The sequence below is a fragment of the Stenotrophomonas maltophilia genome (genome assembly GCF_047782825.1).
Lineage (GTDB): Bacteria > Pseudomonadota > Gammaproteobacteria > Xanthomonadales > Xanthomonadaceae > Stenotrophomonas.
The window spans coordinates 2741155-2761145 of record NZ_CP180589.1 but is presented as its reverse complement, the minus strand read 5'-3'; the positions used below and the strand labels follow the sequence as shown (position 1 = coordinate 2761145).

At 62.2% G+C, this 19991-nt stretch carries 18 protein-coding genes; 17 read left to right on the top strand and 1 reads right to left on the bottom strand.

Features of this window, described 5'->3' with window-relative positions:
• The first annotated feature begins 75 nt into the window (after positions 1-75).
• Positions 76-2160 (top strand): gluconolaconase, encoded by a 2085-nt coding sequence (locus tag ACM2ZB_RS12910; protein ID WP_416058548.1) that lies wholly within the window; start codon positions 76-78, stop codon positions 2158-2160.
• On the opposite strand, the gene ACM2ZB_RS12905 is transcribed toward ACM2ZB_RS12910, so the two are convergent.
• Positions 2138-2545 carry a YciI family protein gene (locus ACM2ZB_RS12905; RefSeq protein WP_416055730.1) on the bottom strand — a complete coding sequence of 136 codons (408 nt, stop codon included), beginning with the start codon at positions 2543-2545 and terminating at the stop codon, positions 2138-2140. The genes ACM2ZB_RS12910 and ACM2ZB_RS12905 overlap by 23 nt on opposite strands.
• A gap of 701 nt (positions 2546-3246) precedes the next feature.
• Between ACM2ZB_RS12905 and ACM2ZB_RS12900 the strand changes: the two genes are divergently transcribed.
• The 16 genes from ACM2ZB_RS12900 to vasI all read left to right on the top strand — a co-directional run bounded on the left by ACM2ZB_RS12900 (position 3247) and on the right by vasI (position 19986).
• A complete protein-coding gene (locus tag ACM2ZB_RS12900) occupies positions 3247-3660 on the top strand; it encodes a YciI family protein (protein WP_416058547.1) in 414 nt (137 codons plus the stop codon).
• A 61-nt stretch (positions 3661-3721) separates the two neighbouring features.
• Positions 3722-4144, top strand: a complete 423-nt coding sequence (locus tag ACM2ZB_RS12895) for a VOC family protein (protein ID WP_416055729.1) — start codon at positions 3722-3724, stop codon at positions 4142-4144.
• Positions 4145-4192: 48 nt separating this feature from the next.
• Positions 4193-4603: a VOC family protein gene (locus ACM2ZB_RS12890; protein WP_416055728.1), complete on the top strand. Its 411-nt coding sequence runs from the start codon at positions 4193-4195 to the stop codon at positions 4601-4603.
• Between the two features lie 57 nt (positions 4604-4660).
• Entirely contained in the window at positions 4661-5908 is a 1248-nt protein-coding gene (locus ACM2ZB_RS12885) for an RNA polymerase sigma factor (RefSeq protein WP_416055727.1), read from the top strand.
• A gap of 347 nt (positions 5909-6255) precedes the next feature.
• Positions 6256-6768, top strand: a complete 513-nt coding sequence (gene tssB / locus ACM2ZB_RS12880) for a type VI secretion system contractile sheath small subunit (protein WP_416055726.1) — start codon at positions 6256-6258, stop codon at positions 6766-6768.
• Between the two features lie 42 nt (positions 6769-6810).
• Complete coding sequence (gene tssC, locus ACM2ZB_RS12875; RefSeq protein ID WP_416055725.1) at positions 6811-8286, top strand: type VI secretion system contractile sheath large subunit; 1476 nt, start codon at positions 6811-6813, stop codon at positions 8284-8286.
• Positions 8287-8293: 7 nt separating this feature from the next.
• On the top strand, positions 8294-8719 hold the full coding sequence (gene tssE / locus ACM2ZB_RS12870) for a type VI secretion system baseplate subunit TssE (protein WP_416055724.1): 426 nt from the start codon (positions 8294-8296) through the stop codon (positions 8717-8719).
• Positions 8709-10487, top strand: coding sequence for a type VI secretion system baseplate subunit TssF (gene tssF, locus ACM2ZB_RS12865; RefSeq protein WP_416055723.1), 1779 nt, complete (start codon positions 8709-8711; stop codon positions 10485-10487). The genes tssE and tssF overlap by 11 nt, the downstream gene beginning before the upstream one ends.
• Complete coding sequence (gene tssG, locus ACM2ZB_RS12860; protein WP_416055722.1) at positions 10451-11473, top strand: type VI secretion system baseplate subunit TssG; 1023 nt, start codon at positions 10451-10453, stop codon at positions 11471-11473. The genes tssF and tssG overlap by 37 nt, the downstream gene beginning before the upstream one ends.
• Positions 11470-12096 (top strand): FHA domain-containing protein, encoded by a 627-nt coding sequence (locus tag ACM2ZB_RS12855; protein WP_416055721.1) that lies wholly within the window; start codon positions 11470-11472, stop codon positions 12094-12096. Before tssG ends, ACM2ZB_RS12855 begins: the two co-directional genes overlap by 4 nt.
• Positions 12086-12919 carry a type VI secretion system lipoprotein TssJ gene (tssJ, locus tag ACM2ZB_RS12850; protein ID WP_416055720.1) on the top strand — a complete coding sequence of 278 codons (834 nt, stop codon included), beginning with the start codon at positions 12086-12088 and terminating at the stop codon, positions 12917-12919. Before ACM2ZB_RS12855 ends, tssJ begins: the two co-directional genes overlap by 11 nt.
• On the top strand, positions 12916-14253 hold the full coding sequence (gene tssK, locus ACM2ZB_RS12845) for a type VI secretion system baseplate subunit TssK (protein ID WP_416055719.1): 1338 nt from the start codon (positions 12916-12918) through the stop codon (positions 14251-14253). Before tssJ ends, tssK begins: the two co-directional genes overlap by 4 nt.
• Complete coding sequence (icmH, locus tag ACM2ZB_RS12840; protein WP_197620349.1) at positions 14246-15079, top strand: type IVB secretion system protein IcmH/DotU; 834 nt, start codon at positions 14246-14248, stop codon at positions 15077-15079. The genes tssK and icmH overlap by 8 nt, the downstream gene beginning before the upstream one ends.
• Before the next feature lie 88 nt (positions 15080-15167).
• A complete protein-coding gene (gene tssH, locus ACM2ZB_RS12835; RefSeq protein WP_416055718.1) occupies positions 15168-17741 on the top strand; it encodes a type VI secretion system ATPase TssH in 2574 nt (857 codons plus the stop codon).
• 20 nt (positions 17742-17761) lie between these two features.
• The gene (locus ACM2ZB_RS12830) at positions 17762-19300 is read left to right on the top strand and encodes a sigma-54 interaction domain-containing protein (protein WP_416055717.1); all 1539 of its coding nucleotides are present in this window, start codon (positions 17762-17764) and stop codon (positions 19298-19300) included.
• 47 nt (positions 19301-19347) lie between these two features.
• A complete protein-coding gene (gene vasI / locus ACM2ZB_RS12825; RefSeq protein ID WP_416055716.1) occupies positions 19348-19986 on the top strand; it encodes a type VI secretion system-associated protein VasI in 639 nt (212 codons plus the stop codon).
• The last annotated feature ends 5 nt before the right edge of the window (positions 19987-19991 follow it).

Here is a 19991-nt window from a genome sequence, read left to right as displayed (position 1 = left end):
CCTGGGGCCTTGGCGATGACCCACGCCAGCGTCTATCGTCTGACCCTCTTCACGGGTGCGGGATGTGGTGTGGCGATGGTACGGCGGCAATGGATGGCAGTGGGTGGCGTAGTAGTGGTGACAGCGGCTGCACTGGCGGCCACCTGGTGGAATGACGCGCCCACGGCGCCGTCCGCGCCCGCCGGCCCGCAACCCACGCCGCTGGCCTGGACGGCGCAGATCGAGCCGCTGGCCGGCGATGGCCACCCTGGCGACCGCGACGGCGCCTCGGCTCAGGCGCGCTTCGCCGAACCCTATGCGCTGCTGCGCACCGCCGATGGCAGCGTGTACTTCACCGATGCCGGCGACAACAACCGCATCCGCCGCCGGCTGCCCGATGGCCGGGTGGAAACCGTGGCCGGGCAGGGTGAGGGCCTGGCCGATGGTCCGGGCCTGCAGGCGCGCTTCAATACGCCGTCGGGCATCGCTGCCGATGCGCAGGGCAACCTGTACGTGGCCGACACCGGCAACCACGCGATCCGCCGCATCGGTGTTGATGGCCAGGTGACCACCGTGGCCGGTGGCACGCAGGGTTTTGCCGATGGCCCGGCCGCGCAGGCGCGCTTCGACGCACCGATGGGCATCGCGGTGGATGCGCAGGGCCAGGTGTTCGTGGCCGACACCTGGAACGACCGTATCCGGGTGATCGGCACCGATGGCAACGTGCGTACGCTGGCCGGGGGTGACCGCCCCGGCTTCGCCGATGCCGTGGGTGGCGAGGCCCGCTTCGATACGCCGGTGGCGCTGGCCTTTGATGTGCACGGTGCGCTGCTGGTGGCCGACTTCTTCAACAACGCGGTGCGCCGCGTCGGTGCCAATGGCACGGTGAGCACCGTGGTCGGCAACGGTGGCGTCATCAATGGGCCGCTGTCGCTGGCCACGACCCACGACGGCGTGCTGTACGTGGGTGACTTCGGTGGGCGCCTGGTGCAGGTGACCCCGCAGGGCCACCAGATTGCGCTGCTCGGCAACGACCGCCTGCCACGCCTTGCCCGGCCCAGTGGGCTGGCGGTGGAGGACGACGGCAGCCTGCTGGTGGCCGACGCCGTCGGCTACCGCGTGCACCGCGTGCGGCCGCTGGCGGTGGGCGCGCTGCCGGCACCGGCATTGGTAGGCCCGGCCGCAGACGCCGCGCTGCCCGATACCGGTGGGCGCTGGCCCTTGGCCCCGCAGCAGGGCTGGCATGAAGTGGTGGGCACGCTGGGTGAGGTGCGCGGCACCTTCACCGGTGAGAGCCGCCACCACCTGCACGGCGGCTTCGACGTACGCGGCGACGTGGGGCAGACCGTGCTGGCCATCGCCGATGGCAAGATCAGCAGCCCGATCGCGGCCTGGAACCTGGGCGGCCAGGCCGAAGGGTTGGCGGTGGGGCGCCTGACCTACATCCACATGCGCGTGGGCCGCACCCCGGCCGGTGAGCCGTTCGATGCGCGCTGGCAGCCGCTGTACGGCGATGACGGCACGCTGGAGCGCATCCGCGTGCGGCGTGGCACGCGCATCCATGTCGGCGACCGTCTGGGCAGCATCAACAGCCAGGCGCACGTGCACCTGCAGGTGGGCACCAGTGGTTTCGAGACCAATGCGGTGGCGCTGGGCTTCACCGGTTATGCCGACCATTTCGCACCGCGCATCACCGATGTCGGGCTGCTGGATGACAACGACCAGCCGTTGGCCGCAGGCAGCGATGGCGTGGTAATGCTGGCCCGGCAGGGGCGGGGTGTGCAGATCGTGGTGGAGGCATGGGACCAGGTGGACAACAACCTGCCGCGCCGCCGGTTGGGGCCGTACCAGGTGGGCTACCAGATCCTCGACGCGGCCGGGCAACCGCTGCAGGGTTACGAGCAGCCGCGCTGGAACATCGTGTTCAACCGCATGCCGCCACAGAAACAGGCGGTGAAGGTGGCCTATGCGCCGGACAGCGGCATTACCGTGCACGGCAGCGCGGTGACCCGCTTCCGCTACCTGGCCACCAACACCGTGCGCGATGGCCTGATGGAAACCGGTCGCTGGCAGCCGGCGGCGCTGCCGCCGGGCGAGTACATCATCCGTGGCAGTGCGCGCGATTACAGCGGCAACGAAGGCATCGGCAAGCGCGACATCAGGGTGCGGCTGCTGCCATAGCCGCCGCCGGTGCGCCGCAGCGTTCGCGCTCGGCGTCCATGTCTTCCAGCGGCCGCACTTCGATGCTGCCGAAGCGGGCCCAGGGGAATTGGCGGGCGATGCGCATGGCGTCGTCGCGGTCGCGCGCGCGGATGAGGTTGAAGCCGGCCAGCAGTTCGCGGGTTTCGGCGAAGGGGCCATCGAGCACGCGGCTGTGGCCATCACGCACGCGCAGGGTCTGGGCGGTGTCGACCGGCTGCAGTTTCTGTGCGGCGAGCAGGGTGCCTTCGGCCTGCAGCTGATCGGCATGGGCGAGGCAGTCGCGCATCAGTGCATTGAACTCGTCGCTGGGCAGGGCCTGCAGCAGGGCGGGTTCGATGTAGATGAGGAGCAGGTACTGCTGCATGGCGGGATCCTGGCCGGGGCGGGGGTTCCATGATGGCGCAGGTTTGCCTGCGGGCATGCTGCAGCGCGAAAGGCCGCCTGCGGCGGGCGATCGGCGAACGGCGGAGCCCCTTCGTGGTGGGCCATCTGCTGGGATTACTGGGGTGGGCCGGTGGGGGTGGGGGCACGGGACACGCCGTAAACCCATCCCTGGGGGCTCGTAGGCGCCATCCATGGCGCCTGCGGTCCCGTGCCCCCACCCCGACCGGCCCTGGACAGGTTCACGCGGCTGACCCACCACGGGAAATCAACAGCAAAAACAGAAAGCGGGTCGCTTCGCTCGCACAGCCGAGGCCGCCAGCCAGCCGCTTCTGCTTTTGCCTTTGCTTTCGCCTTTTTCTCTTGATCTTCCGTGGTGGATCCGCCGCGTGAACCTGTCTGGGCCGGTGGGGGTGGGGGCGCGGGACCGCAGGCGCCATGGATGGCGCCTACGAGCCCCCAGGGATGGGTTTACGGCGTGTCCCGCGATCCCACCCCCACCGGCCCACCCCAGTAATCCCAGCAGATGGCCCACCACGAAGGGGCTCCGCCGTTCGCCGATCGCCCGCCGCAGGCGGCCTTCCGCGCAGAGAAAAAAATTCCAGCAGACCTGTCGATTCCCGATCCCCCGGTTCGTCGTACCAGATGAAGGGCCCGCAAACCGCCGCCCACGTGAGACCCGATATGAAAGTCATGGTGATCGTCAAAGCCAACGCCGATTCCGAAGCCGGCCGCATGCCCAGCGAACAGGAATTGTCCGAAATGGGCACCTACAACGAACAACTGGTCGCCGCCGGCATCATGCTCGCCGGTGAAGGCCTGCACGCCACCTCGCGCGGCCGCCGCATTCAGTTCGGAGCCGGCAGCCCTCAGGTGCAGGCCGGACCGTTCGGCCCGCCCAGTGAGCAGATCGCCGGGTTCTGGCTGTGGAACGTGCGTTCGCTGGACGAGGCCGTCGAATGGGCCAGCCGCGCACCGTTCGGCGCCGGCGGCACCCTCGAACTGCGTCCGCTTATTTCCGCCGAGGACTTCGGCGAAGCCTTCACCCCGGAATTACAGCAGCAGGAACAGCGTCTGCGGGAACAGCTCGCGGATTGATCGGATTGCCTCGACCCTTCGCCGGGTAGGCCCCGGCGCTACCAACCCACGGAGTATTGCCATGAAACTGATTCCCTTCCTCGGCTTCAGCGGCCAGGCCCATGAGGCGATGGCTTTCTATGCCAAGGCACTCGGTGGCCAGGTCACCTCGGAAATGAAATACCGCGACATGCCGCCGTCCGATGGTTCGCCGGGCTGCAACGAGATGCCGGCCGAGACCCTGGACCATGTGGCGCACAGCCAGCTGGAGATCGGCAGCGCCATCGTGATGGCGGCCGATGGTCCCGGCGGCGGCGAGGGTGGTTCGACCACCATCAATGTCGACGTCGACAGCATCGAAGAAGCCGAACGCGTGTTCGTGGCGCTGGCCGAGGGCGGCCAGGTGCAGATGCCGATTGCCGAAACGTTCTGGGCCCATCGTTGGGGCATGTTGATCGACCGCTACGGCAAGCCGTGGATGGTCAACTGCATGAAGCAGCCCTGATCGGACTCCGCCACCCATCTCCCGTCACCCGTAGAGGACACCGCAACGATGAGCGCACCGCAACCGCAGATGATCTTCGTCAACCTGCCCGTGCAGGACCTGGAACAGTCCAAGGCCTTCTTCGCCGCGCTGGGGTACAGCTTCAACCCCACGTTCACCAACAACGATGCGGCCTGCATGGTCATCAGCGAGAGCATCTTCGTGATGCTGCTGGTCAAGCCGTTCTTCCAGCAGTTCACCAACAAGGGCATCGCCGATGCGCATGCACAGACCGAGGTGATCACCTGCCTGTCGGCGGCCAGCCGCAAGGCGGTGGATGTGCTGGTGGACAAGGCGCTGGCCGCCGGTGGCAGTGAACCGCAGCCGGCGCGCGACTACGGTTTCATGTACCAGCGCGGCTTCCAGGACCTGGATGGCCATCTGTGGGAGATCGCGCACATGGATGGCGAACCGGGCTGAGTACGGTGATGGATGACATCGCTTGTGCGGGTGCGGCCTGCGTGCTGTGATCGGCGCATGATCGAGCCCGCCCTCAGCCAGCGCCTGGAAACCCTCTGGCGGATGGAGTCGCCAGTCCTGATCGCGCGCCTGGCGCGGCTGCTGGGCGGTGATGTCGGCCGCGCCGAGGAGCTGGCCCAGGACACCTGGCTGGCCGCGCTGGAGCGCTGGCCGGTGCAGGGCATGCCGGACAATCCCGGAGCCTGGCTGATGACCACCGCGCGCAACCGTGCCATCGATGTGCTGCGCCAGCACCAGCGCGTGGCGCAGCAGCACGCGCAATGGGGCGAGGAACTGCACCCGGCGGCGCTGCCGGCGCCCGATGACAGCCAGGCGCTGGAAGACGATCTGGGCGATGACCTGCTGCGGCTGATGTTCGTGGCCTGCCATCCGGTGCTGCCTGCCGATGCGCGGGTGGCGCTGACCCTGCGGTTGCTGGGGGGGCTGACCACGCCGGAAATCGCCCGGGCTTTCCTGCAGCCGGAGCCGACCGTGGCCCAGCGCATCGTGCGCGCCAAGCGCACTCTGGCGCAGAAGCAGGTGCCGTATGAAGTGCCGCGTGCGGAGGCGATGCCCGAGCGCCTGGCGTCGGTGCTTGAGGCGATCTACCTGGTCTTCAACGAAGGCTATGCCGCCAGTGCGGGCGATGACTGGATGCGCCCGGCGCTGTGCGAGGAGGCGCTGCGCCTGGCGCGCATCCTGGCCCATCGGTTGCCAGTGCCGCCGGTTCTTGGCCTGCTGGCGCTGATGGAGCTGCAGGCCTCGCGTGCGGCCGCACGCGTGGACGCGCAGGGGCAGCCGGTGCTGCTGGACGTGCAGAACCGTGCGCGCTGGGACTGGCTGCAGATCGAACGCGGGCAGCAGGCGCTGGCGCGTGCGCTGGCTGCCGGTGGCAGCAACGATCCCTATGTGCTGCAGGCCCGCATCGCGGCCTGCCATGCCGCTGCGCGCCGCGCCGAGGATACCGACTGGGCGCGCATCGCCGCGCTGTACGCGCAGCTGATGCAGGTGGTGCCATCGCCGGTGGTGGCCTTGAATCGGGTGGTGGCGGTGCTGCGCAGCGAGGGCGCCTTTGCTGCGTGGGCGCAGCTGCAGCCCTTGCTGGATGAGCCGCGCCTGCGCGAGTACGCGCCGCTGCAGGTGGTCCGCGGCGAAGTACTACAGAGGCTAGGGCGGGTGCAGGATGCTCGTGACGCGTTCGTCGCTGCAGCTGATCTCACCATGAATGAGCGAGAGCGCGCTCATCTTCTCTCCCGGACGAAGTAATTCAGGGAAGCAATTCTCTGGACATTGATTGTGAACGTGTCGCATCTGGCATTTGGTGCGTTACCTCGGCCGTGCACAAAACCATGTTGTGCGATGAGATTCCACTGAAATTCTGACGCATTCGGACGATTCTGGGTCAACTGAGATTATTCCTATTCCAACTGCGCGGCGGAGCTGATCATGATTGCTCGTCTGCAACGGACGAGCTGGCTGAGTTCATCGAGCCTCCAACGTTCCAACGCGCCCGTCCGGTTCCAGACATAGGCTCCCGTACTGCGGTGATGATCGTCCGAATGGGCATGCAGTACAGAAGACAGGTAACCGATACCAACGCAGGAAGTAAGCGCATGTCGAGCAAGGATGGTTCTGTCGCTCCCAAGGAGCGGATCAACATCAAATACGTACCCGCAACGGGCGATCAGGCGGCGGAGATGGAGCTGCCACTCAAGCTGGTTGTTCTTGGCGACTTCAAGGGCCACACAGAGCAGGCCATGATTGACGAGCGCCAGTCTGTCCGTGTCGACAAGGGCAGCTTCGATGCCGTCATGGAGAAGGCAGAGCTCGGCCTCACGCTCGATGTCCCTGACCGTCTTTCAGACGAGCCTGAGAGAAGGCTCAATCTTCAGCTTTCGTTCTCCTCGCTCAATGACTTCACGCCAGACGCGATCGCCCAACAGCTCCCAGAGCTCCGTACGTTGCTGGAGCTCAGGGAGGCCCTGGTCGCGTTGAAAGGACCACTAGGCAACGTTCCGGCCTTTCGCAATGCATTGCAGGAAATGCTGGCTGACCCAGGAGCGCGCGAAAGACTGGCCGAAGAACTGCAGTTGGCGTTGACAACGCGGGACGAGCACAGCCGCTGAGAGCTTTCTCGTCATTCTGCCCAACAACCAAAGGGAACCACAATGGAAGCCACGGAAACTTCTTCAGGGAAGATCGCGCCCGCGCCGGTTGGTTTGCTCGATCAGATCATGGCCCAGACCAGGATGCAGCCGACGCAGGAGGGCTACTCCACGGCAAAACGGGGCGTTGCTGAGTTCATTGCCGAAATGCTCCGCACAAAGGATCGGACCGAGCCGGTCAACAAGCATCTCGTGGATCAGATGATCGTCGAACTGGATGTCCGCATCAGCCAGCAGATGGATGCGGTGCTTCACCACCCCCGGTTTCAGGATCTGGAATCCGCCTGGCGTGGATTGAAGCTATTGGTTGATCGCACCGATTTCCGGGAGAACATCCAGATAGATATTCTGCATGCCACGAAGCAGGAGCTCCTTGAGGACTTCGAGAGCGCAGCGGAAATAACCCAGAGCGGACTCTACAAGCACAGCTACTCAGCTGGCTATGGGCAGTTTGGCGGCGAGCCTGTCGCTGCCATGATTGGCAACTACTACTTCGGTCCGTCGACACCGGACGTCAAACTGCTGAACTACATCGCATCCGTGGGGGCCATGGCGCATGCGCCATTCATTGCCGCAGCAAGTCATGAATTCTTCAGCATCGATGGCTATCAGGAGCTGTCCAGCCTGAAGGAGATCAAGGACATCTTTGATGGCCCTCGATACACGAAGTGGCGCGCCTTGCGGGATTCAGAAGACTCCCGCTATCTAGGTCTGGCAATGCCGCGATTTCTTCTTCGGCAGCCATACGACCCTCTGGAGAATCCTGTTCGGCGATTCAGCTATGCCGAATCTGTAAGCGATTCACATGAGAACTACCTTTGGGGCAACGCAGCCTTCCTGCTGGCTACCCGAATTACTGACAGCTTTGCCAAGTATCGTTGGTGCCCCAACATCATCGGTCCTCAATCCGGTGGTGCAGTGGAAGATCTTCCCGTGCACCTTTATGAGGCACTTGGCCAGATCCAGGCAAAGATTCCGACGGAAGTGCTGATAACCGACCGAAGGGAGTTCGAGCTTTCCGAGGAAGGATTCATTCCCTTGACGATGCGCAAGGGGAGCGACAACGCCGCATTCTTCTCGGCCAACTCCGTCCAGCGCCCGCAGCTGTTCCCGAACACTCTTGAGGGGCAGGAGGCGCAGACGAACTACAGGCTGGGTACGCAACTTCCGTACATGTTCATCATCAATCGTCTGGCGCACTACATCAAGGCGCTTCAACGCGAGCAGATTGGGAGTTGGAAGGAGCGCCACGACCTGGAGCGGGAGCTGAATTCCTGGCTGAAGCAGTACGTGGCTGATCAGGAAAACCCTCCGGCCATGGTCCGCAGCCGTCGGCCGCTGCGAGCGGCCAGGGTCGAGGTGAAGGATGTGCCCGGTGAAGCAGGTTGGTACCAGGTGGCAATGAGTGTGCGGCCGCACTTCAAGTACATGGGGGCCAATTTCGAGCTATCGCTGGTCGGTCGGCTGGACAAGGAATAGTCAGAACATGAACAGGGCAGGGCAGGGAAGTCTCTTTGACAGGCTGGACATCCTGGAGTCGGCCACGCGGACGCGAACCGCCGCACCCAGTGCAGCCGCCAGTGTGCAGGCAGTCAAGCGCCACGTTGAGCAGTTGCTCAACGCTCGCCAGGGCGGAGCACCGAGTTGCCCGTCCATGGGACTTCCAGATTTCAACGATGCGGTCATGGGCTCGGCCGACCTCCTGCTTCGGGCGACCGCTGAAATCCGGGGGGCTATCGAGAATAACGAGCCCCGAATCCGGGTGGCGGATGTTCGCCTGTTGACGGATGCCCAGCAGCCGTTACAGCTGCGCTTTCGGGTGGATTGCGATCTGATTCTGGACGATCGAAGCACGGCGTTCGAGATGGAGCTGACGTTGAACGGTCAAACACGCAACTACAGTGCACTCTGAGCCGATGCCTCTACACAGAGCTTTCCGCGATGAGTTGAGTCACCTACGAATTCAAGGGAAGAAGTTTGCTCTTGAAAATCCGCAGCTTGCGCGGTTCCTCGGTGAACGTGCGAGCGATCCCGATGTGGAACGGCTTCTGGAGGGCTTCTCCTTCCTGACGGCAAAGCTGCGGATGAAGATTGAGGACGACTTCGAGGAGCTGACCCACGGTCTGCTGCAACTGCTCTGGCCCAACTATCTGAGGCCAATCCCGAGCATGACAATTCTGAAATTCGAGCCCAGTGATCGTGCTATTGCCGACTCGCAGACAGTACCCAAGGGCGCGATGGTTGGATCGGTTGAGGTTGATGGGATCGCATGCCGCTTTAGAACCTGCAGCGATGTCCGCATTCACCCACTGGAAATCGAAAGAGTACATGAAGCGCACTCGATGGAGAGTTCCATGGTCGCGATGGAACTACGCACGCTGTCGGATCTGGATCTCAGGTCAGTGGACTGCGATGAGCTTGAACTTCACTTCAGCGGCGACGATAGGGCAGCACAGACACTCTATCTGTGGCTCGCCAGGTATCTGGAAGAGATCCGTATTGTGATGGGCGATTCAGTGAGCACGCTGCCCACTGGGAGCATCCAATTTCCGGGCTTCGAAGCCGACGCCGCGCTCCTTCCCTATCCACGCAACGTCTTTGATGGCTACCGGGTACTTCAGGAATTCTTCGTTTTCCCCCGCCGCTTCTACTTCGCCAGGATAAAGAGCCTGGCGCGGGCTTGGCCTGCGCAAGGTCTATCGGCGCGCATCGAGCTTCACTTCAATCGGCCCATGCCACTGGGCGTGCACATTCGAAATGGAGATATTTCCTTGCATTGTGTTCCCGCGGTGAACCTCTTCGCGCACGATGCCGAACCCATACGCGTAGATGGTCGGGTCACCGAGTACGCCATCAACCCGGCGGGTTCCCAAGCGCATGGGTACGAGGTATTCAGCGTCGATGGCGTCAGCGGCGTATGGGCATCCTCCCGGGAGCGGGCCAAAGAAGTGCGCCGGATCTATCACGACTTCTACTCATTCCAGCATGAGATAGACCGCACCTCGAATGGGCCTGCACCGTACTACCGGTCGCGGCTGCACGTCGACCAGAGCGTCGGTGGAACCCGGCAACGCATCGCCTTCATCCGAAGCGACGAGTCACTTCATCCAGATGCCAGTGAGACGGTATCAGTGCAGCTAACCTGCACCAATCGCGACTTGCCCTCAGTGCTGGCCGTGGGCGACGTATGCCATCCATTGGACGACGTCCCGGCGTTTGTCAATGTCGCCAATGCAATCCGCCCGACACCAAGCTACAGGCCAGTCCTTGATGGGAGCCTCCACTGGAATCTGATCTCCAATCTGTCGCTGAACTTCCTCTCACTCCTGGGAACGGAGCCAATGAAGGCGGTCATTCGAGCGTATGACTTCGCGGCTCTTCACGACGTTCAAGCAAAACGCGTGAGTCAGATGCGCCTGAATGGAATCGTGGCTGCCACGACTGTTCCGAGTACAGCATTCGTGATGGGGCTCCCGGTTCGAGGCCTGAAGACTGTTCTTGAACTGGACCCTTCCATGTTCCTCTGCGAGGGCGAGATGTACCTGTTCGGGTCTGTCCTTTCGCACTTCTTCTCGCTCTACGCGAGCATCAATGCCTTTCACGTCCTTGAAGTCAAGAACACCGAGAACAAAGAGACATATCAATGGCCAATTCGGCACGGAAGCCAGCCCATCATCTAGCCGGTCCGCTGTTGGATAACGCCCGGCGCCATGCCTTCTACAGTCTTGTTGAACGACTTCATCGTCTGCATGACGATGACCTGGAGCATGCCATGGACGGCGATCCTGCAGCTGAGCGAATCCGATTCTGCAATGACCCCCGGTTGGGCTTTCCAATCTCGGATGTAGTAGTTGGTGAGTTCGGCCCGGCGGAGGGAGGGTACTCGTATCGCCTCGCGGTCAGCTTCCTGGGTCTGCATGGCGTCGATTCGCCACTACCATTGCACTATGTCGAGCGCATTGCTGCAGAGCACGCCAACGGCACAGGCCTTCACGCCGCCTTCCTCGATTTCTTCAATCATCGCCTTCTCACATTACTGCATCGCGGCTGGCGCAAGTACCGCTACCACGTTCGCTTTCAGTCAGGTGCGCGCGATCGATTCTCGGGCTATGTTCTCTCGCTGATCGGTCTGCACGATGCGCATCTGAGGGAGTACAGCAGCCTGCCTTGGAGCCGACTGCTAACGTATGCCGGCGTTGTGGCAAGCCGCAGCAGATCACCTGCAACAGTGGGTGGGATCGTCTCCCATTGCTTCGACCTGCCTGACGTTGTGGTAAAGGAGTTCCTGCCAATCTACGTTGACGTGCCCGTTGAGGAGCGCTCGCAGATTGGAGCATCCAGGGCGATTCTGGGGAGTAGCTTCATTGCAGGAAGCCGGGTCAGAACCTGTGAGCACTGCTTCGCGATTGCTATTGGAAATCTCAGTACGGAGCGTTTTCGTGATTTCCTGCCAAATGGACGCGACTTTCCCCTTCTGGGGACCTTGATCCAGTTTCTTCTAAGAGACCAGCTCGCGTACAACCTGGAGCTCGGATTGCGCACAGAGCACATCTCGCCTCTTCGTTTATGCAAGGAGAGCGGCGGCAACCTGGGTTGGACAACCTTTCTGGGCTCCGCTCCGTCACAGCTCGCCGACGCCAGTGTCAAAATCAAGGTGCGGGCATGAGTCTGCATGCTGATGGAGCGTGGCTTCGACTCTCCGTCTCCAATCCAACGCGCATCGGCATTGGCTGCACGCCCGTTCATTCTGTCGATCATCGCGGGGGAACGATAGGTAGCGGGGACGCCAGTTGGTGCCTTGCCGACGATCGTGGTTGGATCGCATCACGTCATGCCGAGCTCTTCTCGCGTGATGGGGCATTCTGCCTGCGCGATCTGGCCGGTATGACATGGATCAATGGCGCTGAAGAGCCCCTGGGAGCCGGCAGCGTCGTTGAGCTGCGCGAAGGCGATCAGATCCGCCTGGGTGCACTGATCGTCTCCGTCGGGCTTGCGAGTGAGCCAGGCGAGAGTGCTACCGGTGACCTGTCCGAAGAGATATCTCTCGATGACCTGCTCGCAGGCGATGCGACGCCTCTGCGCCATCTCGATGATCCGCCCATGGATTCCCTCGTGGGCGCTCCTGCGCTGCATAACGTAGAGGTCTGTGGGGATCCGCTGTATGCACTTGATTCGATTCTGGATCGCCTTTGCTCTTCGAAGGGCTCTCCATCTGCCTGCTCGTTCGAAGCACAACCTCCGGTCGACGTGGCGTCAGAACCGGTTCGCGGGTGTCCGGATGTTCGCTGAGGGCCTGCATGCGCTGTTGGCGCGAATCATTTTCGGATGTTCATTATCGATGCTGGCTGGTTGTGTGGCGACATCCAAGGCCTGGCAGGTACTGAGGGATCCTTCCCTACCTGTTGGCCTGCCTCAGGATCAGCCATCCACCATCGCGCTCAGCATCGTGGCGTCACCTGTGATGAATGCCACTTCCGAAGCGACATTGGAGCCCCATGACGAAGAACAGTTGAAGGCTGGCTATCGCGTTCGGTTGTCCAGCTCTGACCTGCGCGGTCTGCTTGGCCAGCTTCGGATGACGACGCAGACACTGCAGAAAGAGCTTGGGGATTCGGGGGAGCTGCCTCCGGGCGATCCAGTTGCTGCAGACGATGGCAATGCAGATGTGCAGCTTGAATCGATCAATGCCGTCGGTCACATACGGGCCGTTGGTGAGTACCTCGCCCCGGGCGAAGTCAAGAGTCCGGAGATCCAGGCAAACCCGCTCGGCGGCGAAGGAAGCCCGCTGAAGATCGCCGTCATCCAACTCAAGGATGACGGCGTGTTCCTCAGTCTCGACGCCGATGCATTGTGGGCGTCGCCGGACAGATCGCTGGGGAAGACCTATCGCGATCATGACGAGTTCGTCATCAGGCCGGGCAGCTACAAGTTCGTCCCATTCCATCAGGTCCAGCGGGACACTCGTTTCATTGCGGTCGCAGCCAGATACCAGGATGTCAGCAGAGTGACATGGCGGGCAGTACATCGGATTCAGCCACACGGGAGGTCCTATCCATTGCTGGTAGAGCTGGGAGATTCGGGTATCAGTATCAAGAGTGAGGACTTGGAATGACGTTGCGGAGCAAAGTAGTCTGGAAGGAGGGGCTGTTCGTGAAGCCCCAGCACTTACAGCAGGAGACGCGGTATCTGGAGGGACAGCTGCATCAACGTCTGTCGTCCATTGGCGAGAACCTCCATGGATTCGTTGAGCTTGAGATAAATACCGAGTACCTGACCTTCGGAAAGATCGCGTTGCTGCGCGCGCGCGGGGTGATGCCTGACGGAAGCGTCTTCGACATGCCGATGGATACGCCGGTGCCAAGTCCACTGGACATAGCCGACGCATCGGCCATAAATCAGGTCGTGTACCTCGCCCTGCCGCTCAGGATTGAAGGCGCCACGGAGGTTCAGTGGGCCAGCAATGCCGAGTCTCGCCGTTACCAGGCACACAGACGCGAGATTCGCGACATCCACACCGAGGAGGGTGATCTGGTCGAGATGGATCTGGCCATACCCGGCTACAGGTTGATGCTCGAGGGTGAAGACCGGAGTGCATTTGCATGCTTGGCGATCACGCGAATCCGAGATCGACGACCAGACGGCAGCGTGGCTCTTGATGACGCCCACTATGCCACTGCGTTGTCGGTGAGTGCGGTTGTTCCACTGGCGAGATTCCTCGAAGAGGTCGCTGGGCTCATGCGGCAGCGGGCCATGGTGATCGCCGAACGCATTGGTTCGCCATCTCAGTCGGGGGTGGCAGAGGTGACCGACTTTGGTCTGCTGCAGGCACTGAATCGCATCCAGCCCCTGTTCCAGCATCTGGCACGCTCACGTTTCCTGCACCCCGAACGTCTTTACTGCCACCTTTCGCAGGCATGTGGCGAGCTGGTGACATTCACAGATGACGGCCGGCTCCCTATCGAGTATCCGGCCTATCAGCACGAAGATCTGCACGCGTCATTTCATGCGCTGGAAAGTACCTTGAGAAGAGCACTGGGAACTGTGTTGGAGCCCCGTGCCGTTTCCATCCCGATGCAGCTTCAGAAGTACGGGTTGCGCACGGCCATGGTGAACGATCGTCGCCTTGTCGAGAGCGCTGACTTCATTCTCGCGGTGCGTGCGAACATTCCCCTCGAGCAACTCCGCACACGCTTCGTCCAGCAAACCAAAGTTGCCTCGATCGAACGGATCGACGAGCTGGTCAGCCTGCAGCTTCCCGGCATTCCTCTCGTTGCAATCCCGGTGGCGCCAAGACATCTCCCTTACCACGCGGGTTTCACCTACTTCCAGCTCGACAGGGGAAATCCGGCCTGGCAGATGATGCGTTCGACATCTGGCATCGGGCTGCACGTATCCGGCGAATTCCCGGGTTTGGACATTCAGCTGTGGGGAATCCGAAGTGAATAGAGAACTGCAGGATCTGGAAGGTGGCTTCATGACGCTCCCACCCGTCATCCAGGGAAAGGTCGCGCGCAAGGACGAGATCTCATTCGAGACCGCAGAGGGTATCGATGAGGATCCAGAGCTTTACTTCCAGATGCGGGGCCACTCCTGCAATCCGCTGGTGGACGCCGCCCAACCGTTGCTTGCCCTCGCCATTCGGATCAGGCGAATCGAAGTGCCAATGGACGCAAAGGCACTTCACGAGCGCATCCGCAATCAGCTGGTCACGATGGAGAACGAGCTGCGCCTGCATGGCTATGAAGCGGGGACGCTGTCTGCCTATCGCTACTGTCTCTGCAGCTTTCTCGATGAGGCGGTTATGGCGACGCCTTGGGGATCCCAGTCTGTATGGGCGCAGCACTCGCTGCTCAGTGCCTGCCACAACGAGACCTGGGGCGGAGAGAAGTTCTTCAGCATCCTGTCCAGGCTCATGACACAGCCGGAGCACTTCCGTGACGTGCTGGAATTCCTCTATCTGTGCCTGTGCCTTGGGTTCAAGGGACGCTATCAGCTTGAGCGTGACGGGCAGGATTCGATCAGTACCATCATGCGTCGTCTGCACCGTAGCCTTCGACAGATGCGGGGTGCCGCACCTGCGACGCTGACCGAGTCCCTGGATCAGGCGGTCCATCGACGATATCGGCTGGTGCGCCTGCTGCCCTCATTCGCCCCTTGGCTTGCAGCAGCCTCGTTGATGGTCGCCGCCTACTGTATGTATGCGTTCTACCTGGGTGCCATGACTGCAGAAGTGCTTGGTGCGCTGGACATTGTCCTGGCGCGGCCCGGATAGATCGATTTCGAGCGACTACCCCATCTTTTCATCGCAAGCCATCCCCATGGGCCGCAGCCCGCTGCATGTGTAATGGAAGCACAAAGCCATGATCCGTATTGAACTGTCTGCCCTCATTGCCGGTTTGAACAACGCAGCCCATTCTGCCCTGGAGCGCGCTGCGAACCTCTCCGTCCAGCGGGGAGAGCGTGAAGTGACCGCCAGGCATCTACTCTTCTGCTGCCTGGAAGACCCCTTGGGCGACTGCGGGCGGATTCTCGGGCTGAGCGGGATCGAGGTCGAGGGGCTTCGGCAGGAACTGCTCCAATCATTTCCCGCGCAGGTGGACGCGGTGCCTTCCGCCCCTCCCACCTTCTGCCCGCTGCTACTGGAATTGCTACAGCAGGCATGGACATTGGCGACGCTTGAACTTGGCCAGAAGAAGGTCCGGACCGGCGCCATCCTGCTGGCGGCATTGCTGATCCCCGATCGCTATCTCTGTTCGGCGACAGCGGCGATTCTGCGCCCGATCAATCGTGAGGCATTGCGCAATGAGTTTGCCCGGGCTGTCTCCACGTCCAGCGAGGCGGCGTTGCCGAAAGACGCGCAGTTGGACTGCGCGTCGGCTCATTCCACCGGCGGGGATTCTTCGCTGGTCAAGTACGCGACCAGCGTGACCGATTCCGCGCGGGAGGGACGGATAGATCCGGTTTCAGGGCGGGATGAAGAAATTGATCTGATGATCGACATCCTTCTGCGCCGCCGGAAGAACAACCCCATTGCAGTGGGGCATGCGGGCGTCGGCAAGAGTGCTGTCATCGAGGGCTTGGCACTGCGGATCGTCAAGGGTTTGGTCCCTGCGGCACTGCAGTCGGTTGAAATATGGAGCTTGGATTTGGGCGCCCTGCAGGCTGGGGCTTCGGTCAAGGGGGAGTTCGAAAGGCGGCTGAAGGGCGTTATCGACGAGGTGCGTTCCTCTGCACCGCGCATCATTCTCTTCATTGACGAAGCCCACACACTGATTGGCGCAGGCGCCGCGGCCGGTGGCAGTGACGCGGCCAATCTGCTCAAACCAGCGTTGGCGCGCGGTGAACTCCGCACGATTGCCGCGACCACCTGGTCCGAGTACCGACGATACTTCGAGCGTGACCCGGCGCTATCGCGCCGATTCCAGTTGGTTCAGATTTCCGAGCCCACTATTGAGCGGGCTGTGCACATGCTGCGTAGCGTGCGCGGGTTCTATGAGAAGTCGCACGGGGTCAAGATCAGCGACGCGGCGTTGCAGGCGGCAGTATCCCTCTCGGCGCGATACCTGCCCGGTCGGCAGCTTCCCGACAAGGCGATCGATGTCCTGGATACCGCCTGTGCCCGGCTCGCTGCGTCCCGAAACTGTCCGCCACGGGAGATCGTCGCGATTGAGTCGTCCATCCAGCAGTTGGAGATGGAGCATCAGGCTCTCATTCGCGACCAGGCCGACGGAAGGAAGATCGACCCCGAACGAGTGGTCGCACTTGAAGCGCAGGTCACCGCACTTGGACAGGAACGCTGCGATCTCCATACGCGCTATCTCAGGCAGCGGGAGGCGGTCGAGCGCATACAGAGCGCGCGCGCCGGTGAAGACCATCAGGCACATGATGACCTGCCAGAGCACGTCGCCACCCTTCGACGCCTTCACAGAGACGGCCCGCTGGTGTACGCGGACGTAGGGGCTGGTCAGATCGCAAGGGTAATCGCTTCCTGGACGGGCGTTCCTGTGGCCACACTCAATGCTGATCAAACTGAGCGGTTGGCCGGTCTTCTGGATGCCGTCACGGCTACTGTCAGAGGGCAGCATCGCGCCGTAGAGCTGATCCACCGGCACCTTCTCACTGCAATGGCGGACCTGCGTCGTCCCGGTCGGCCTCTGGGAGCCTTCCTCCTGGTTGGGCCCAGCGGCGTTGGGAAGACGGAGACTGCCTTGCGGATCGCCGATCATCTTTTCGGCGGAAAGCAGTTCCTGACCACCATCAACATGTCCGAATACCAGGAGAAACACACCGTTTCGCGGCTCCTGGGTGCCCCGCCAGGCTACGTTGGATTTGGAGAGGGCGGAGTTCTGACAGAGGCCATCCGCCAGAAACCGTACTCGATCGTGCTGCTCGATGAAGTAGAAAAGGCACACCCGGAGGTGCTCAATATTTTCTATCAGGCGTTCGATCGTGGAGACATTTCAGACGGCGAGGGGAACAACGTCGACTGCAGCAACATCCTGTTCATGCTGACATCGAACCTCTGTTTCGACACGCATGAGACGCAGAACGGAGAGATTGACGAGCCTGGCCTGAAGGCGGGACTTCGGTCATTCTTCAAGCCGGCGCTTCTGGCTCGGATGCACATCGTTCGTTATCAGCCCCTGAGCAACGACGTGCTGATCGAGATTGTCGAGCAGCGCCTCGAGGAGGTCTGTTTCCGTTTCGAACGTCGGTATGGTGCACCGCTGCATGTGACCGATCAGGTACGCAGCGTGCTCAAGGAACGTTGCGCATCAAATCCCGACGGCGCCCGAATGCTGGATGCGAGCATCGATGGTGAGGTGCTGCCACCGCTATCGCTGGCTGTCCTTCAACGAATGGCAAAAGCGCTACCTTTCCGACAGGCAACGCTGGATCTGCAGGGCCAGGCGTTTGTGGCAGAGCTTCAATGAGGCGGCCTGTGGAGTCAGCGATGACGGCACAGCAGGCATTGCAAGTGGTACAGGCAACGCTGCGCGGCAAGGACTCAAATGATACGGCGTGCGCCTGGATGGCGGCGATCGGTCGGATGCCAGTTGCGCCAGCCGCGGCATTGGCCTGCTATCGGGTTGATGACGCTGCACAATCGCTGTACCCGGTGGCGGGCCTGCAGGTATCCGTGCGGGAGCTGCCCGTGATCAGCATGGCTGATCTTGAACATCCGGCCGTCTACTGCCTTGTGCAGCGAGGGGCCTGCCTGGTATCCGCGTCGTCGGTGAGCCAGCCGTCCGTGCAAGCCCTGATTGCCGCGATGAAATCCGGGCCCGGCCTGCTGGCCATACCCGTGGTGGATGTTGCCGTACCCAGGGCGCTCGCCGTGGTGCTGCTGGCCGGTCCCGCAGAGATGCTGCGGCGGTTCCAGCGTAGCCCCGAGTGGGCTGGCTTGGTTGGCGTACTGCAGCACGCGCTTGCACAGGGGAACGCACAGCTACGCATCGACCGGGTACCTGCCGCCAGCAGTGAGCCTATGAAGGAAGGGGCCGACCTGATCCGGAGCAACCTGGTGGGGCAAAGCGTACCCGCTCGTCGTCTGCGCGCCGAAGTACTCGCCGCGGCTGATTCGCGATTGGCAGTGCTGATCACAGGTGAAACCGGGACGGGCAAGGACCACGCGGCGTCGTTGATACACCGGACGTCTACACGCCGGGACGCAGCATTTGTTCCGTTGAACTGTGCTGCCATCGCACCTGAACTCATCGCCGCAGAGTTGTTTGGTGCGGTCAAGGGCGCCTATACCGGCGCCACCTCGGATCGCCCAGGCCTGGTCGCTGCCGCCGATGGCGGCACGTTGTTCCTGGACGAGATTGGCGATATGCCTTTGGCGTTGCAGGGAACGCTGCTGCGGGTCCTGAATGAGAAGACCTACAGGCCGCTGGGCGCGGTGCGTGAGCGAGCATCTGATTTCCGTCTTGTCTGCGCCACACATCGGCCCTTGCTTGAGAGCGTCCGTGAAGGGCGCTTCCGACAGGACCTCTACTTCCGTATACGGCAACTCACCTTGGTAGTTCCGCCTCTACGCGAGCGCCGGGCGGATATCCCGCTGCTGGTCAACCGTATCCTGGCGCGGCTTGCCAGCGGCAGCGGCAACGCGGCCATCCCTATATCCGAGTGTGCCATTCGTCGTCTGCAACAGCATGACTATCCCGGAAACATCCGTGAACTCACCACCCTGATTGAGGTGGCCGCAGAGCGGGCGACCTGCAACGGGATTGATGCGGAGATGGTGGAGTTGCTGTTGCAGAAGCCGCTCACCTGCGCGCCAGCGGTGCCGCCGGAGCCGATGATTGGAGCGGAGCCGCCCGACCACTCGTTGAGCTTGAGTGAGGCTCGCGATCAGTTTGAGCGGGGGATCATTTCCAGCCGGCTTCGCCACTTCAATGGATCACGCGCACGAACGGCACGCAGTCTGGACATCGCGCGAAGAACACTGCTTTACAAATGCAAGCGGCTTGGATTGGGGGATGCACCTTGAGTTCCATACGTGTACACCTTCAGTCGAAGATCGTCGCGGTATTGGTAATGAGCGTGGCGATCAGCGGCTCCATGTGGGCCGGACCGACGAAGTCTGACCCAGCGCTGGTGAACTGCGCTTCCCTGTCCCGTCCAATGGAACGCTTGGCCTGCTTCGATGCCCAGGTTCGGCTCGCAGCACCAGCGATGAAGGAAGTGAGACCTGCCGCGCCGGTGCGGGTGCACCCATTCATCCACCAGCTCGCCCGCTTCGAGCGCACTCGCGTTACGGGCGACAGCCGCTTCCGCATGTCCATTGATGAAGTGCGTCCTGGCCAACGGGATGTGCTGATCTCGGCGCCAGCTTTGAATCAGCCGGTGCCGAGATCCCTGTTGACGATCAGCTGTATCGACAACATCAGCCGCTTGCAACTGGTCGTCCACCCGCCGTTGCCCCAACACCAGGCTCGAGTGGAGATCAGTGCGGATGGCAGCGCCGTAGCAGGCGCGCTGACCTGGCAGGTGCTGGGTGATGGCGTGCTGGTGGACGCCGGACGCGGTCTGGCGGCGATCGAGGTGATACGCCGGCTGGAGGCCTCCGGGGAACTGCACCTCAGCAGTGACGTCGCGCAGATTGACGGTCTTCGGTTCGATGCAACCGGGCTGCCGTCAATGATCACTGAGCAGCGGCGGGCATGCCGATGGTGACAGAG

What these genes read in the sequence shown, in the direction of transcription:
- ACM2ZB_RS12895 (WP_416055729.1), top strand. Translation starts at nt 3,722, where the DNA reads ATGAAACTGATTCCCTTCCTCGGCTTCAGCGGCCAGGCCCATGAGGCG.
- ACM2ZB_RS12890 (WP_416055728.1), top strand. Translation starts at nt 4,193, where the DNA reads ATGAGCGCACCGCAACCGCAGATGATCTTCGTCAACCTGCCCGTGCAG.
- tssB (WP_416055726.1), top strand. Translation starts at nt 6,256, where the DNA reads ATGTCGAGCAAGGATGGTTCTGTCGCTCCCAAGGAGCGGATCAACATC.
- tssE (WP_416055724.1), top strand. Translation starts at nt 8,294, where the DNA reads ATGAACAGGGCAGGGCAGGGAAGTCTCTTTGACAGGCTGGACATCCTG.
- tssG (WP_416055722.1), top strand. Translation starts at nt 10,451, where the DNA reads ATGGCCAATTCGGCACGGAAGCCAGCCCATCATCTAGCCGGTCCGCTG.
- tssH (WP_416055718.1), top strand. Translation starts at nt 15,168, where the DNA reads ATGATCCGTATTGAACTGTCTGCCCTCATTGCCGGTTTGAACAACGCA.
- ACM2ZB_RS12855 (WP_416055721.1), top strand. Translation starts at nt 11,470, where the DNA reads ATGAGTCTGCATGCTGATGGAGCGTGGCTTCGACTCTCCGTCTCCAAT.
- vasI (WP_416055716.1), top strand. Translation starts at nt 19,348, where the DNA reads ATGAGCGTGGCGATCAGCGGCTCCATGTGGGCCGGACCGACGAAGTCT.
- ACM2ZB_RS12905 (WP_416055730.1), bottom strand. Translation starts at nt 2,545, where the DNA reads ATGCAGCAGTACCTGCTCCTCATCTACATCGAACCCGCCCTGCTGCAG.
- tssJ (WP_416055720.1), top strand. Translation starts at nt 12,086, where the DNA reads ATGTTCGCTGAGGGCCTGCATGCGCTGTTGGCGCGAATCATTTTCGGA.
- tssC (WP_416055725.1), top strand. Translation starts at nt 6,811, where the DNA reads ATGGAAGCCACGGAAACTTCTTCAGGGAAGATCGCGCCCGCGCCGGTT.
- tssK (WP_416055719.1), top strand. Translation starts at nt 12,916, where the DNA reads ATGACGTTGCGGAGCAAAGTAGTCTGGAAGGAGGGGCTGTTCGTGAAG.
- ACM2ZB_RS12900 (WP_416058547.1), top strand. Translation starts at nt 3,247, where the DNA reads ATGAAAGTCATGGTGATCGTCAAAGCCAACGCCGATTCCGAAGCCGGC.
- ACM2ZB_RS12830 (WP_416055717.1), top strand. Translation starts at nt 17,762, where the DNA reads ATGACGGCACAGCAGGCATTGCAAGTGGTACAGGCAACGCTGCGCGGC.
- ACM2ZB_RS12910 (WP_416058548.1), top strand. Translation starts at nt 76, where the DNA reads ATGGTACGGCGGCAATGGATGGCAGTGGGTGGCGTAGTAGTGGTGACA.
- ACM2ZB_RS12885 (WP_416055727.1), top strand. Translation starts at nt 4,661, where the DNA reads ATGATCGAGCCCGCCCTCAGCCAGCGCCTGGAAACCCTCTGGCGGATG.